The following is a 14,351-nucleotide window of genomic DNA, read 5'->3' as shown; positions in this document are numbered from 1 at the left end:
GTGCTGTCGGGCCGGTGCCGGCCGGCCCGGAGCCGGCGGGGGTCGCCGGGAAGGTGGTCGTGCCCATCGGGGGCAGTCCCGGATAGAGCCGGGCGGCGGCGATCCGCGCGGTGATGCCCGAGTTCTCCAGCGCCTCGGCGAGTCGGCGGCGCAACTCCCGGCCCACCGCGAACTGCCCCTCCGCAGTGGTCTTGACCACCGTACGGAGCACCGCACCGTCGACCGTGACCTGTTCCACCCCGAGCACCTCGGGCGGCTCGACGATCTCCGGGGCCAGGTCCGGGTCCATCGCGACCGAGGCGGCGGCCGTGCGCAGGACCGCGTTGGCCTCCTCGGTGCCGGCGAACCCGATCGGCAGGTCGATCACGACCAGCGCCCAGCCCTGACTCTTGTTGCCCACCCGGATGATCTCGCCGTTGCGGATGTACCAGAGCACCCCGCGCCCGTCGCGGACCGTGGTGACCCGCAGCCCCACCGACTCGACCACCCCGGTCGCCTCGCCCAGGTCGACCGTGTCACCGACGCCGTACTGGTCCTCGATGAGCATGAACAGCCCGGCGATCAGGTCCTTCACCAAACTCTGCGCGCCGAAGCCGAGGGCCACCCCGGCGATGCCGGCGCTGGCCAGCAGTGGGGCCAGGTCGAAGCTGAACTCGCGCAGGATCATCAGTAGGGCGATGCCGAAGACGAAGGCGGTGACCATGCTGCGCAGCACCGAACCGATCGCCTCGGCCCGTTGGCGACGCCGTTCGGGGACGAACTCGGTCGGATCGAGCGCGGCCGTCGGCACCCGCTCCCGCAGGGGACGCAGCAACGTGGGCACCGACCCGTGCGCGGTGGTACGGACCAGCCGGTCGATCGTCCGGTGCAGCGCCCAGCGGGCCACGAACGCCAGCAGCAGGATCAGCACCACCCGCAGCGGCTTGAGCAGGATCCAGTAGCTGCCTTCGGCGAACCAGGCCGACCCGGTCAGCCGGTACAGGTATTCGCAGGAGGTGCTGCCCAGACAGTCGGCACCCGAGCCGCTCCCGGCCCCCGGGCTGCCACTCGGCGCCGGGCTCGGTGCGGCGGACAGGACGACGGTCGACAGGCTGAAGGCGCTCACCCTGTCTTAGTACCGCAGCGGGTGCGGCGGCCGACGGCCGGCCCACCGGGGAGTCCCGGCCCATGGTCGTACGACGTCGAACCGGACATCTTCCTACACCGTGCGGAGGGTTCCGCGGGTACCCCGGATTAGTACGTGCATTACGGGGTCCGATCAGGGACGATTGGCGTCAACGGACGACGGTGATCCCGCCGGAGTCGGTCGTGGCCCTCGGCTGCCCGGGGGTCGACCGGCGCAGCCAGCGGTGGGAGCGGCTGGACCGGGAGGGTGAGCACGATGCCTGACATACGACCCACGGTGGGCTCCGGCGCGCTGGTTCTCAACGCCACCTACGAGCCGCTGTGCGTCGTGTCCGTGCGTCGGGCCGCGATCCTGGTGCTCACCGCCAAGGCTGTCTGTGTCGCCGACGGCGACGGCATCCTGCACAGCGCCCACGACGCGTTACCGGTCCCCTCGGTGGTGCGGCTGACCCGTTTCGTCCGGGTGCCCTACCGCACCCACGTGGGGCTGTCCCGCCGGGCCATCTTCGCCCGCGACGGTGGCCGGTGTGCCTACTGCCGAGGGCCGGCCGAGACCATCGACCACGTCTTCCCGCGTAGCCGGGGTGGTCGGCACGCGTGGGAGAACGTGGTCGCCGCGTGCGCCCGGTGCAACCACACCAAGGGCGACAAGACCCCCGCCGAGCTGGGCTGGCGGCTGCACAGCCTGCCGGCGGCACCGAAGGGCAACGCCTGGCGGGTGCTCGGCCACCGCGCGCCGGACCCCCGCTGGGCGGACTGGCTGGACCTGCGCGACCCGCTGCGCGAGGCCGAGGCCGCCTGACCGGGGTTGCCCGACCGGTCAGTGGGCCCGGACCAGGGTGGCATAGACCACGACGTTGTCGGCGTAGCCCGTCGCGCCGCCGACCCAGCGGCCACCGCAGGTGATCAACCGCAGGTTGGGGCGGCTGAAGTCGCCGAATATCTGGTCGGTCGGCAACCGTTCCTTGCCGTACCGCTGCACCTCGTCGACCGTGAAGACGGCCACCTGACGGTCGGCGCGGGTCACCTCGATCTCGTCACCGTCGCGTAGTTCCTTCAACCCGTGGAAGACCGCCGGCCCGGTGGTGGTGTCCACGTGCCCGACGATCACCGCCGGGCCGTACTGGCCGGGGGTGGGGCCCTGGTCGTACCAGCCGGCCTCCTGGGCGCGGGTGGCGTCCGGGACGGCGATGCTGCCGTCCGCGGCGATGCCGACCTGGTGTACGGGGGCGCGCAGGTCGAGCCGGGAGATGGCGATCTGCGTCGGAGGGCTCCCCGACAGCACGGGGAACTTCTTCGGTGGTGGACGCAGGCCGGCGATGAACCGGTCCGGCAGGACACTCAGTCCGGTGACCCGTTCCACCCCGAGCATCGTCACGATCAGCAGCATCACGGCGGCGATCGCCAGCACCGGAAGGCCCGGCCCGGTGCCGGCGAACCGGCCGCCGAACGCCGGTTGCCGGGGCACCGGGCGTACCGGACGGGCCTGGGTGACCGGGTCGGCGGTGGTCACGCTGGCGGAGAACGCCTGCCCGGCCACCCGGCGGAAGCGGACGGCCACCCGGCGGAGGCGGCGTGCGGTCCGGCAGGCGCGGGCGGCGGCCCGGCCGGCGGCCCGGCGGCAGCGGGTGGCGGCCCGCCCGGTCCGCCGGGCCGCCGCCCGCATCCGGTTGCCGCTCGGCCGGGGCCGACGGTGACGGGTACGGGCCATGGCGGCGGGCGGTCAGGAACCCGGCCGGGTTCGCCGACGGTTGCCGCCGAAGACGCCGAGCCCGGCGACCACGGCGACCACGGCCAGCCCGCCGACCAGCAGCAGCGAACCGGCACCCCGGTCGCCCGCCATGCCACCGCCGCCGGTCGCCGGACCCTTGCTCGGCTGCGCCATGTTCAGCACGGTCAGCATGGTGGAGGCGGTGTTGCCGTTGGCGCACCGCAGGTCGACCGGGTAGTCGCCGGCCTGCTTGTTGCCCGGGATGGTGACCGCACCGGTGAGGAAGCCGTTGCCGGGGCGCAGCACCACCCGCCCGAAGGCGTCCGAGTGCACGGTGGCCTGCTGGTTGTTGGCGTTGTCGCAGTTGGCCCGGACGGTGACCCGGGTGCCGGCCTGCGCGCTGTTCGGCGTGACCTCGACGAAGGTGTTCTCGCCGGCCCGCGCCGCTGGGGCCGCCATCAGGACGAATGCCCCGACCAGGGCGAACATCGTGAGTACGGCGTGGATGGCACGACGGTGCAGAGTGAGCCCCCGCATGATTCCCCCCTCCCGGCGACGATTCGCCGGAATCCTGCGACGGGTGTGCGGACCTGCATTCCCGCTGGCCCGGGGGCAAACCCGGACTCAGGCCCGCCCGGGGGTGGGGGTGGGCGGCAGCGGGGTGACCGGATGCCACTGCAACGGGCTGGACAGCACCATCGTGCTGGAGGGCTGCCCGTACGGGGCGAGTCGGTCGATGACCGCCTCGAACTGCCCGATCGAGCCGGCGGCGACCTTGAGCACGCTGCACGCGTCCCCGGTGATCCGGTGGATCTCCTGGATCTCCGGCCAGTCGACGACCTGCGGGTCGTGCAGGATGCAGCGCGAGCCATAACAGGACATCCGGATCAGCGCCACCACCGGTCGGCCGGCGCGGGCCAGGTCGACATGGGCGTGGTAGCCGGTGATCACGCCGGACTCCTCCAGTCGCCGGACCCGCTCGGCGACCGCAGGTGGGGACAGGTGCACCCGCCGGGACAACTCGCTGTACGACAGCCGCGCGTCGGCCTGCAACTCGCGCAGCAGGGCCCAGTCCATCTCGTCCACGCACCGACCTTATCTTCGGCAGGCTGATCCGCCGAAGTGCCTTTCGTTCGTGAAGTGGAAGTCGCTCAGCTCCGTCAAAGCGGCATTCCACCGCCCCGGCCCGTCGGGAGATCATGTCGGACAAGGCATCGGAGGAGGCGAGACGGTGGAACAGACGGACCTGCGGGCGCGCGCCACCACCCCGGCGGTGCGCCCGGTCACCCCGCAGCAGCGCAGCGCCCGGGCCGCCCGCAACGGCGGCGAACCCACCCTGGAGTTCGCCGACCGGGTGCCCTACGACGCGTACGTGCACGCCAGCACCCTGCACACCCTCCAGCAGCCGCTGAGCAGCGACCCGGGGGAGATGTCCTTCCTGATGGTCAGCCAGATCATGGAGCTGTACTTCGGGCTGACCTGCCACGAGCTACGCCAGGCCCGGGACGACCTGCGGGCCGACCGGGTCTGGCCGGCGCTCGCCCCGCTGCGCCGCGCCGCCCTGCACCTGGAAGGGCTCAACGCCGCCTGGCGCGGACTGCGCTGGATGACCCCGGCCGACTTCAACCGGTTCCGCAACCTGCTCGGTGAGGGCTCCGGTTTCCAGTCCGCGATGTACCGCCAGCTGGAGTTCCTGCTCGGGCTGCGCGAACCGGCGCTGATCCGCCCCTTCCGCCGGCAGACCCAGGTCTACGACGAACTGCACGCCGCGCTGGCCGAGCCGAGCCTCTGGGACGAGGTGGTCGCCCTGCTCGGCCGGCACGGTCACGACCTGCCCGCCGAGCTGCTCGACCGGGACGTCACCGACGAGCACCTGCCGCATCCCCGGGTCGAGGCGGCCTGGGTGGCGGTCTACGACGACGACGGCCCGGACAACCACCTGCGGCAGCTCGGCGACGCGCTGGCCGACGTGGCCGAGCAGTTCGGCGACTGGCGCTGGAACCACGTCAAGGCCGTGCAGCGCACCATGGGCGCCAAGGTGGGCAGCGGCGGGTCGGCCGGGCTGGCCTGGTTGCAGCGCAGCATGTCCCGGGTGGTCTTCCCCGAACTGTGGTCGGCCCGCACCGCGATGTGACCCCGGCAGCCCGCGCTCGCGGCGGGCCACGGCACCGCGTCCGGTCCACGGGCCGGCCCCGCCGCCGGGCGGGGCGACGGGACCGGCCGGTGTGCGGTCAGGAGTGCGGGCAGGTGTCCCGGTACTCCTGGATCGCGCTGCCCCGGGGCGCCGGGCAGAGGAACTGCTCGTAGCGGGTGTCGTCGTCGACGAACCGCTTCAGCCAGGAGATGCTGTACTTCGCCACGGTGACGTTGGGCGAGGTCGGCGCGGAGTGACCGGCCGCGTTCAACTCCAGGTACGCCTTGTCCAGGCTCGCCGGCAGGCTGGTGTAGAACGGCTCCGAGTGCGAGGCCACCGGGGCGGTCGAGTCGTTCTCCGCGCCGATCACCAGCGTCGGCACCCGTACCGACGACCAGTTCTTGACCGTGTGCCAGCCGGTGAGCGGGATGGCGGCCTGCAACGCGGGCCGGGTGTTCGCCGCCGACAGGCTGCCGCCGCCGCCCATCGAGTGCCCCATCACCGCGAGTCGGGTGCGGTCGATCCGGGTCCGCACCGCGCTGCTGCCGGTCAGGTAGTCCAACGCGGCGAGCAGCTGGGTGCCCCGGGAGGCCGGCTGGTCGTACACGGAGAGGGTGTCGATGGTGATCACCACGAAGCCCTGCGAGGCCAGCCGGGGGCCGAGCCAGGCGACGCTGGACTGGCTGGCGGTATAACCGGGGGAGATCGCCACCGCGCCGAAGGTGCCCTCGGCGGTGCTGGTCGGGTAGTAGATCGTGCCACCCCGGAACCCGCTCACGGCGGACGCCGCGACGGTGCTCTGGGCGATGGCGAACGGGCCCCGGGTGGCCTCGATGCTGGCCGTCGTCGGGGCGGGGCCCCGCTCGTAGGGATTGGCGGCGACCGCTGCGACCGTCCGGCTGTCGACGGGTGCGGCGGTCGCGGCGGGTGCGGCGACCGCGCTGCCGCCGACCAGGGCGAGCGCGAGCAGCGGGCGGGTGACCAGTCGGGGCCAGGGCCGGCGGGACCGGGACCGGGGCCGGGCGGGGTGGGCGTGGAGGGCGGGCACGGGTTGCACGGGGGCTCCCTGCGGGTGGGTGGACCGGAATCGATCGAAAACGTCCGATCGGTACGGGCCATCCTCCGGGTCCCGGCACCGAGACCGGCAATCCCGGCCGGGTCATGTCAGACGGAATATGGGGCGCACGCCACACCCGTGCCGGTCGTGTCGTCCCGGCGCGATCGGGTGCCGAACCGGCAGGATGGGACCGGTTCGACCCGACTCGTCGCCATCGCGGGGCCGCTGGAACACTGGAGTGACAGATGGGATCGGCACCCCGCAGGCTCGCGGGGCGTCGGCTCCGCTAACGTGAATGGCAGCGGAGTCGGGAGCCCGTTGTCACGATCGTCCACCCGACCCGGAAGCTCTGGTCTCTCTTACCGCCTGGGGGCGTTGGGATTGTCTGTCACTGACACGTTGCTGATCTTCGTCGGCATCCCGGCGGCGGTGGTGCTGGTGATCGTCGGGCTGGTCTTCGCCGCCAACCACGGCAGCGCCGGCGGCGCCAAGCGCTACCGGCCGGGCCGACGCTTCGACTTCACGCCGGTCTGGTTCCTGGGCCGCCCGGAGCAGTTGGCCGACTCGGCCGGCACCGCCCTGGCCGCCGGCGCCCAGGCACCGGCGCTGACCAGCCACAAGCAGCAGCAGGCCGGCATCGAGGCGCCGGCCGGTGGAACCGGAGGCGCAAGTGACCGTTGGTGAGCAGGTCGACCAGGCCGGTACGGGCACCCCGCCCGAGGTGCTGGACGGGCCGTTCTCGACCCGGCAACTGCTGCGCATCGACGAGGCGCTGCGCCTGGCCGACCAGGGCAGCGGCCTGGTCTTCTCGGTCTATGTCGGAGGTCTCGACGAGCCGGTCCGGGAGCACGCCGAGCGGCTGCACCGGCAGCTCGCCGAGCCGGACAAGTCGGTGCTGATCGCCGTGTCGCCCAACCAGCGCCAGCTGGAGGTCGTCACCGGCCGGTACGCCCGCAAGCGCATCCCCGACACGTACGTCAAGCTGGCCGCGCTGTCCATGGTGGCGTCCTTCGGCGGCGGTGACCTGGCCGGCGGCATCATCCAGGGCCTCGACCAGCTCGCCAGCCACGCCGGTCGGGCCTGAGCCCGCCCGCAACCCGCTGACCCGTCCGGAGCCCGGCCCGCAGCACGCGGACCGGGCTCCGGCACATCCGGGTGCTCCCGGTAGTCCAGCTTCCGCTGACCGGATCCGGTCCGGTCAGCGGCCTGCTGCGTGGACAGCGCTCAGCGGGGCCAGCCTGAGGGATCGAGTCGCATCGGCCACGGCTCGTCGACCGGCACCGGCTCGTCCGGGCCGACCGTGCCGAGCAGGTTGTAGTGCACCCCCTTGACCAGGGTGTACCGGTAGACGACCGGACCGAAGTCGCCCCGCTCGACCCGCCAGTAGGCGGGAATGCCGGACTCCGCATAGAGCGCGGGTTTGGTCAGCCGGTCGTGGCGGCGGCTGTTGGGCGATTCCACCTCGACGACCAAAGCGACGTCCGCGGGGTCGGCCCACATCCGGTCCCGGGGGGTGCCCGGCCTGAGCACGGTGACGTCCGGGATGAGGTTGCCGGCCGGCACCCGAACCCCGATCTCCCGGATCACCCGCCAGCCGGTGGGCGCGCTCTGCCGCAGCGCCATCCGGATGTCGTCGGCGAGTTCGTGATGGTACGGCCCGGCCGGAGGGGTCACGTGCAGACTCCCGTCGATGATCTCGTAGCGGTTACCGTCCTCGGGCAGGTCGAACAGGTCCTGTTCGCGCCAGTCCCGCCCGGGTGGCCGCCACTCGTACGTCGGCTGTGCCATCACGTCCACCTCCTCGACACACGATAACGGCCGGGGTCGGCGTGGGCTGCCACCCGCGCCGGCCCCGGGCCGGGCCGCCAGAATCAGCCGTTGCGGGCGTCCCGCGCGCGGGCCTTCAACGCCCGGACCACCCCGTCGCGCCCCTCGGCCACCAACCGGCGCAGCGACGCCGGGTGGCCGTCGCCGGCCAGCCACGCGTCGGTGGCCGCCACCGTCTCCTCCTCGACCAGGTACGCCGGGTACGCCAGCTGCACGAACTCCTGCGCCGGCTCGCTGTCGCGCTGCGCCCACACCTGCGCCACCGTGGCGAAGTACCGCTCCCGGTACGGCGCGACCAGCGCGACCTGCGCCGGGTGGGTCAACCCCTGCAACAGCGCCCGGTTACGCCAGTTCGGCAGCGCGTCCGGGCCGGTCAGCAGGGACCACACCGTCGCCTTGTTCGCCTCGGTCGGCACCAGCGCGTGCGCGTACGCGGCCTCCCGTTCACCGGAGGCCGTCCGGTCGCCGGCCAGTTCCGCCTCGATCTCGGCGGTGCCGGCCGCCCCGTTGGCCACCAGCGACTGCAGGATCGTCCAGCGCAGCTCGGTGTCGACGGTCAGACCGGTGGGCACGTCGGTGCCGGTCAGCCAGCCGCGCAGCGTCGCCAGGTCCTCGTCGGCGCGGGCCGCCGAGGCGTACGCGCGGGCCCAGGCGAGCTGGAATCCGCTGCCCGGCTCGGCCGCCGCCAGCGCGTCCTTCGCGGCCCGGGACAGCCCGGCCCAGCCGGTCGGTGCCCACGCCGGGTCGGCGTAGAAGATCAGCGCCGTGCTGGCCTGCCGCAGGGTGGCGGTGACCAGGTTGATGTCGGTCTCGGCGGGCAGCCCGGCCAGCACCAGCGCCACGTAGTCGCGGGCGGACAGCTCGGCGTCGCGGACCATGTCCCAGGCGGCCGTCCAGCACAGCGCCCGGGCCAGCGACGAGTCGAAGCCGGCGATGTGCTGCACCACCGTCGCCATCGACCGCTCGTCGAGGCGCAGCTTGGTGTAGGTCAGGTCGTCGTCGTTGAGCAGCAGCACGTCGGCGGCCGGGCGGCCGTGCAGCACCGACAGGTCGGTCGCCTCGCCGGTGACGTCGACCTCGACCCGTTCCCGGCGGACCAGCCGGCCCTCGGTCAGGTCGTACAGGCCCACCCCGATCCGGTGGGTACGCAGCGTCGGGTGGCCGGCCGGTGCCTCCTGCCGGACCAGCACCCGCTCGTAGCCGCCGTCGGCGTCGATGGTCACCTCGGGGCGCAGGGTGTTGACCTGGGCGGTCTCCAGCCACTGGGCGGCGAACTTGCGCAGCTCCCGGCCGGAGGCCGTCTCCAGCTCCGACAGCAGGTCGTCGAAGGTGGCGTTGCCCCAGGCGTGCTTGGCGAAGTAGGCCCGCAGCCCGGCCAGGAACGGCTCCTCACCGACGTACGCCACGAGCTGCTTGAGCACGCTGGCACCCTTGGCGTACGTGATGCCGTCGAAGTTGACCTCGACGGCCTCCAGGTCGGGCATCTCGCAGTAGACCGGGTGGGTGGAAGAGAGCTGGTCCTGCCGGTAACCCCAGTTCTTGCGGATCGACAGGAAGGTCGTCCACGCCTCGGAGAACCGGGTGGCGTGGGTGTTGCACCAGTGGCTGGCCCACTCGGCGAACGACTCGTTGAGCCACAGGTCGTTCCACCAGCGCATGGTGACCAGGTCACCGAACCACATGTGGGCCAGCTCGTGCAGGATCGTGTTGGCCCGCTGCTCGTACTCGAAGTCGGTGACCTGCGAGCGGAACAGGTAGTGCGACTCGGCGTGGGTGACGCAGCCGAAGTTCTCCATCGCGCCGGCGTTGAAGTCGGGCACCCAGAGCTGGTCGTACTTGGGCAACGGGTAGCGCACCCCGAACTGCTCGTGGAAGAAGTCGAAGCCCTGCTTGGTGATCAGGAACAGGTCGTCGGCCTCCAGGTGGGGGGCCATCGACGCCCGGCAGAAGACCCCCAGGTCGATGCCGTCGTGGCTGTCGCGCACCTCGTGGTACGGCCCGGCACAGAGCGCGGTGACGTAGGTGCTCATCCGCGCCGAGGTGGTGAAGTGGACGGTCTTGAGCCCCTCGCCGGCCGGTTCCTCCCGCTCGACGGGCATGTTGGACACCACCCGCCAGTGCGCCGGGACGGTGGCGTGCCAGGTGTAGACGCTCTTCAGGTCGGGCTGGTCGAAGCAGGCGAAGACCTTCTGCGCGTCGGCCGTCTCGAACTGGCTGTAGAGGTAGGTCTCGCCGTCGACCGGGTCGACCGTGCGGTGCAGGCCCTGCCCGCTGTTGGAGTAGCCGAAGTCGGCCTCCACCACGAGCACGTTCTCGGTGGCCAGCCCGGTCAGCGCCAGGCCCTTCTCGGCCGACCAGCCGGCGAGGTCCACCGGTTCGCCGTTGAGCGTGGCCGCGTGCACCGCCTCGGCGGCGGTCTCGATGAAGGTGCCGGCGCCGGGTTCGGCGCAGCGGAACCTGACCTCGGTCACCGACCGGAAGGTGCGGCCCTCGGCCTGCACCGCGGTGGACAGGTCGAGGTTGATGTCGTACCCGGTGACCTCCAGCAGGCGGGCCCGCTCGGTGGCCTCGACCTGGGTCAGGTTGCGCACTCCTGGCACTTTCGTCTCCATCCCACTCTCGCCGCCTTCCGGCTGCGCCAGCCCCTGCCGGCCGCTCGTGGCGGCGACCCGAGCCGAGTCTTCCATGCACCGACCCTGCGGTGGTCGACGTCACGCTCTCATTCCGCTACCGATCGATGCCGTTCGGGGTGAGGATCGAATCAGCCGCGTCGGGTCCGCCGACGTGCCTGATGTCACGAAGGGACTCCACCGTGACCGAACGTGTCGCCGTCGACATGTGGTTCGACCCGCTGTGCCCGTGGGCCTGGATCACCTCCCGTTGGCTCCTGGAGGTCGAACAGGTCCGGGAGGTGGACATCAGCTACCACGTGATGAGCCTGTCCGTGCTCAACGAGGGCCGGGAACTGCCCGAGCAGTACCAGGAGATGATGAAGCTGGGTTGGGGGCCGGTGCGGGTCTGCATCGCCGTGGAGCAGGCGCACGGCGGCGCGACGCTGGCGAAGCTCTACACCGCCATGGGCACCCGGATCCACCTCGGCAAGGAATCGCTCGGCCGGGAGATGATCACCGCGGCGCTCGCCGACGTCGGGCTGGACCCGTCGTTCGCCGACGCCGCCGACTCCACCGAGTACGACGAGGCGCTGCGGGCCAGCCACGAGGCCGGGATGCGGCCGGTCGGCACCGACGTCGGCACCCCCGTGGTGCACGCCCCCGGCCCGGACGGCGAGAAGGTCGCCTTCTTCGGCCCGGTCATCACCCCGTCGCCGAAGGGGGAGGCCGCCGGTCGGCTCTGGGACGGCGTCCTGCTGGTCGCCGGCACCCCCGGCTTCTACGAGCTGAAGCGGTCCCGCGAGCTGGGCCCGATCTTCGACTGATCCCCACCCCGGTCGGGTCCCGGTCCGGTCGGGCCGGGCCCCGACCGGGGGACGGTTCATCTGGTGGACCCGGCGCGGGGTCGGCGTCGCCTGGGCCGTCGTCGCCGGTAGCGTCAACCCCCATGACGGTCGTACATCCGATCGCCCGGGCCTGGATCACCACTGGCGGCACCGGCGCGCAGAACTACGACGAGTTCGCCGACGACGCGGAGATCACCGCGATCATCGAGGCGAACCCGCACAGTGCCCTCGGCATCGAGATGCCCCACCGGGCGCCGGAAAGCCTGGGGAAGTCCTTCCTCGACGCGCTCGGCGACGCGGTGTCCCGGCTCACCGAGGCCAAGGACGACGGCAGCTACACCCCGGCCGAGCAGGTGGTGGTCCTCTACCGGATCAGCGCGCCGGGGGAGGAGTCGGCGTACGGGCTGTTCGCCATGGTCGACACCGACCAGATCTCCACCAGCGCCGACGAGCCCGGCCTGGTGATCCGCAACGAGGACGTGTTCATCGCCAAGGTGCGGGAGCGGGTCGCCCTGGCCGAGGCGCTGGGGCACCTGCTGTCCCCCGTACTCCTTCTCCAGACCGGGCGCGGTGACGAGCTGCACGCCGCGCTCGCGGCGGCCACCGACCAGGCCGGGGTGCCGGCCGCCACCGACACCGACCAGGCCGGCCGCACGCACGCCATCTGGCTGGTCGGCCCCGGCCCGGAGCAGGACGCGCTGACCGCGCTGGCCGGCGGCGGCGAGCTGGTGGTCGCCGACGGCAACCACCGCAGCCTGGCCGCGCAGACCGGCGGCTTCCCGCGCTTCCTCGCGGTGGTCACCACCCCGGCGTCGGTCGCCATCCAGCCCTACAACCGGCTGGTCAGCGAGCTGCCCTGCACCCCCGACGAGCTGCTCGACCGGCTGCGCGCCGCCGGGGCGCAGCTCGCCCCGGTCGACGGCCCGGTCGAGGTCCCGGCGGCCGGCGGCACCGTGCACCTCCGCCTCGCCGGCCAGGGGTACGCGGTGACCCTGCCGCACGACGCGGACGCCGCCCGGCTGGAGAACCTCGACCACGCCCTGGTGGAGCGGCTGCTGCTGCGCGACGCCCTCGGCCTCGACCCGGGCGACAAGCGGATCACCTACGTCGGCGGCGACTACCCGGCGAGCTGGCTCACCGGCGAGGTCGACGCCGGCCGGGCGGAGCTCGCCGTCCTGATCGCCCCGGTGACCGTGGACGACTTCGTCGCGGTGAACCTGGCCCGGGAGAAGATGCCCCGCAAGAGCACCTGGTTCACCCCGAAGGCACGCGGCGGCCTGGTCGTCGCCGAGCTGCCCCGCTGATCCCGGCCCGCTGCTGATCGCGCCCCCGGCGGTGGTCGCCGTCCCGGCGTACCCCCGCTCCCGGTTGTGACGAATTCGCCCCGGCACGCCGCCCCCACGGCGGGCCGGGGCGCGGCCCTGACAGACTGCCCGGTATGCGCGTCTACCTGGGATCCGATCACGCCGGTTTCGAGTTGAAGGTGCACCTGGCCAATCATCTGGCCAAGCAGGGCTACGAGCTGGTCGACGTCGGCCCGCACGCCTTCGACCCCGACGACGACTACCCGACCTTCTGCCTGCACACCGGCGACCGGGTGGTGGCCGACCCGGGCAGCCTGGGTGTGGTCATCGGCGGCTCCGGCAACGGCGAGCAGATCGCCGCCAACAAGGTCGCCGGCATCCGGGCGGCGCTGGCCTGGAGCGTCGAGACCGCCCAGCTCGGCCGGCAGCACAACGACGCCAACGTGGTGGCCGTCGGCGCCCGCCAGCACACCCTGGACGAGGCCGCCGCCATCGTCGAGGCGTTCCTCACCACCCCGTTCTCGGGCAATGAGCGGCACGCCCGGCGGATCGCCCAGGTGGCCGAGTACGAGCGCACCCACGAGCTGCCCGAGCTGCCCGCCCCCGCCGAGCTGCCCTGACCCCCGCCTCGTCCTGACCTCTCGACCGGGCCGGCCGCCGCCGGCCCGGTCACCGGCCGGCCCGGTCACCGGCCCGAGCGGGGCAACTCCTCCCGGGGCACCCAGTTCCGTCGGATGATCACCAGTCGTTCCTCGGCCTCGGCCAGATCCTGCTCGGTGGGGCGGGCGGCGTCCCGGGCCCGCAGCGCGGAACCCACCCCGACCTGGGACGAGCCGGAACCGACCAGCCCGCGCAGCCCTCGCTCGCTGTCCTCCGCCCCCGGGCCACCGCGCCGGGGCCGGGGGGCCGGTGTCCCGTCGTGCACCGGCGCCGTCGCCGCCGTCGGAAGCTCACCGCCACCGTCCGTCGCCTCCGGCTGGTGCCGTAACCGGCGTCGCCGCCGCTCCGCATCCGCCATCTCCCGACCGTACCGTCCGACAGGCCCCCGGGCCGGGCCGGTCGAGGCAGTTTGTCCGCTCGCTACCCTCGGAGGTGGTGGACCGGTCGACGGCCGGCACCGGTCATGGGGAGGAAACGAGATGGCAGACCAGACACAGCCGTGGGCGGAGCGGACCGTCGAGGTGCCACCCCAGCCCGGTGTCGGGGTCCCGCCGCAGCGGGAGCCGTTCCGTCGGGGCGTCGCCTCGGTGGGGCAGTCCCGGGCTCCGCGTACCGAGCCGTTCCCGGTGGTCGAGCACGACACGTCCGGCTGGTCCGAGCCGGCGACGCCGCGCCGGCCGATGAGCTGGCACGTGGAGCAGTTGCGCCGGGGCGGCGAGTGGAGCGCGGCCGGCGCGTTGTTCGCGTTCGTCTGCTGGGGGATCTGGGCCATCTCCGGTCGGGGCGAACTGGGCACCCCGCTGCTCACCTTCCTGCTCAGCCTGCTGGTGGCGGCCGGCCTGTTCGCGCTCTCCCGGCTGCTCGGCCGGGTGGTCCTGGAACGCCAACTGGGCCGGGTACGCCGCAGCGCGCGCGGCGCGCACCTGGTGACCGCGGTGTTCCTGGCCGGGGTCGGCATCGCCTACCTCCAGCAGACCCAGTGGGTGATGGACGCCTGGAACTTCCTCACCGGCAACTGAGTCGGCCGCCTGGCCGGGCCGGACGGCACCGCCACCCACCCGGGCCGGACGGCACCG

General features: G+C 72.8%; 15 protein-coding genes and 1 pseudogene. 8 read left to right on the top strand and 8 right to left on the bottom strand.

The window, feature by feature from the left end:
• Positions 1-70: 70 nt before the first annotated feature.
• Positions 71-1,006: pseudogene (locus tag AB0C22_RS12265) on the bottom strand (mechanosensitive ion channel family protein); the annotation flags it as partial.
• Between the two features lie 375 nt (positions 1,007-1,381).
• On the opposite strand from AB0C22_RS12265, the gene AB0C22_RS12260 reads away from it, so the two are divergent.
• Positions 1,382-1,927: an HNH endonuclease gene (locus AB0C22_RS12260; protein ID WP_208570457.1), complete on the top strand. Its 546-nt coding sequence runs from the start codon at positions 1,382-1,384 to the stop codon at positions 1,925-1,927.
• Positions 1,928-1,945: 18 nt separating this feature from the next.
• On the opposite strand, the gene AB0C22_RS12255 is transcribed toward AB0C22_RS12260, so the two are convergent.
• From AB0C22_RS12255 to AB0C22_RS12245, 3 genes are all read right to left on the bottom strand, one after another.
• Complete coding sequence (locus AB0C22_RS12255; RefSeq protein ID WP_219470301.1) at positions 1,946-2,791, bottom strand: class F sortase; 846 nt, start codon at positions 2,789-2,791, stop codon at positions 1,946-1,948.
• A 57-nt stretch (positions 2,792-2,848) separates the two neighbouring features.
• Positions 2,849-3,373 carry a hypothetical protein gene (locus AB0C22_RS12250; protein WP_255597709.1) on the bottom strand — a complete coding sequence of 175 codons (525 nt, stop codon included), beginning with the start codon at positions 3,371-3,373 and terminating at the stop codon, positions 2,849-2,851.
• Positions 3,374-3,460: 87 nt separating this feature from the next.
• Positions 3,461-3,922: an Lrp/AsnC family transcriptional regulator gene (locus AB0C22_RS12245; RefSeq protein ID WP_357534905.1), complete on the bottom strand. Its 462-nt coding sequence runs from the start codon at positions 3,920-3,922 to the stop codon at positions 3,461-3,463.
• 145 nt (positions 3,923-4,067) lie between these two features.
• Here AB0C22_RS12245 and AB0C22_RS12240 point away from each other — a divergent pair, with 145 nt between their 5' ends.
• The gene (locus tag AB0C22_RS12240; RefSeq protein ID WP_357534903.1) at positions 4,068-4,970 is read left to right on the top strand and encodes a tryptophan 2,3-dioxygenase family protein; all 903 of its coding nucleotides are present in this window, start codon (positions 4,068-4,070) and stop codon (positions 4,968-4,970) included.
• Between the two features lie 97 nt (positions 4,971-5,067).
• Here the strand turns inward: AB0C22_RS12240 and AB0C22_RS12235 are convergent, their stop codons facing one another.
• The gene (locus AB0C22_RS12235) at positions 5,068-6,027 is read right to left on the bottom strand and encodes an alpha/beta hydrolase (protein WP_308290888.1); all 960 of its coding nucleotides are present in this window, start codon (positions 6,025-6,027) and stop codon (positions 5,068-5,070) included.
• A gap of 399 nt (positions 6,028-6,426) precedes the next feature.
• On the opposite strand from AB0C22_RS12235, the gene AB0C22_RS12230 reads away from it, so the two are divergent.
• Positions 6,427-6,711, top strand: coding sequence for a hypothetical protein (locus AB0C22_RS12230; protein WP_208570488.1), 285 nt, complete (start codon positions 6,427-6,429; stop codon positions 6,709-6,711).
• Positions 6,698-7,111, top strand: coding sequence for a DUF5130 family protein (locus AB0C22_RS12225; protein ID WP_219464342.1), 414 nt, complete (start codon positions 6,698-6,700; stop codon positions 7,109-7,111). The genes AB0C22_RS12230 and AB0C22_RS12225 overlap by 14 nt, the downstream gene beginning before the upstream one ends.
• 140 nt (positions 7,112-7,251) lie before the next feature.
• Here the strand turns inward: AB0C22_RS12225 and AB0C22_RS12220 are convergent, their stop codons facing one another.
• Both AB0C22_RS12220 and pepN read right to left on the bottom strand, forming a co-directional pair.
• Positions 7,252-7,815 carry a Uma2 family endonuclease gene (locus AB0C22_RS12220; protein ID WP_219464340.1) on the bottom strand — a complete coding sequence of 188 codons (564 nt, stop codon included), beginning with the start codon at positions 7,813-7,815 and terminating at the stop codon, positions 7,252-7,254.
• Positions 7,816-7,898: 83 nt separating this feature from the next.
• Complete coding sequence (pepN, locus tag AB0C22_RS12215) at positions 7,899-10,445, bottom strand: aminopeptidase N (RefSeq protein ID WP_357535254.1); 2,547 nt, start codon at positions 10,443-10,445, stop codon at positions 7,899-7,901.
• A 221-nt stretch (positions 10,446-10,666) separates the two neighbouring features.
• On the opposite strand from pepN, the gene AB0C22_RS12210 reads away from it, so the two are divergent.
• The 3 genes from AB0C22_RS12210 to AB0C22_RS12200 all read left to right on the top strand — a co-directional run bounded on the left by AB0C22_RS12210 (position 10,667) and on the right by AB0C22_RS12200 (position 13,235).
• Entirely contained in the window at positions 10,667-11,290 is a 624-nt protein-coding gene (locus tag AB0C22_RS12210) for a DsbA family protein (RefSeq protein ID WP_357534900.1), read from the top strand.
• Between the two features lie 122 nt (positions 11,291-11,412).
• Complete coding sequence (locus tag AB0C22_RS12205) at positions 11,413-12,615, top strand: DUF1015 family protein (RefSeq protein ID WP_357015113.1); 1,203 nt, start codon at positions 11,413-11,415, stop codon at positions 12,613-12,615.
• Positions 12,616-12,749: 134 nt separating this feature from the next.
• A complete protein-coding gene (locus AB0C22_RS12200; protein WP_208570464.1) occupies positions 12,750-13,235 on the top strand; it encodes a ribose-5-phosphate isomerase in 486 nt (161 codons plus the stop codon).
• Between the two features lie 65 nt (positions 13,236-13,300).
• On the opposite strand, the gene AB0C22_RS12195 is transcribed toward AB0C22_RS12200, so the two are convergent.
• Complete coding sequence (locus AB0C22_RS12195) at positions 13,301-13,633, bottom strand: hypothetical protein (RefSeq protein WP_208570465.1); 333 nt, start codon at positions 13,631-13,633, stop codon at positions 13,301-13,303.
• A gap of 121 nt (positions 13,634-13,754) precedes the next feature.
• On the opposite strand from AB0C22_RS12195, the gene AB0C22_RS12190 reads away from it, so the two are divergent.
• Positions 13,755-14,294 carry a hypothetical protein gene (locus AB0C22_RS12190; protein ID WP_219464338.1) on the top strand — a complete coding sequence of 180 codons (540 nt, stop codon included), beginning with the start codon at positions 13,755-13,757 and terminating at the stop codon, positions 14,292-14,294.
• The last annotated feature ends 57 nt before the right edge of the window (positions 14,295-14,351 follow it).

Source organism: Micromonospora sp. NPDC048894 (assembly GCF_040649765.1).
In the GTDB taxonomy this organism is placed as follows: domain Bacteria; phylum Actinomycetota; class Actinomycetes; order Mycobacteriales; family Micromonosporaceae; genus Micromonospora; species Micromonospora antibiotica.
This window is presented reverse-complemented; position numbering and strand designations above follow the sequence as displayed.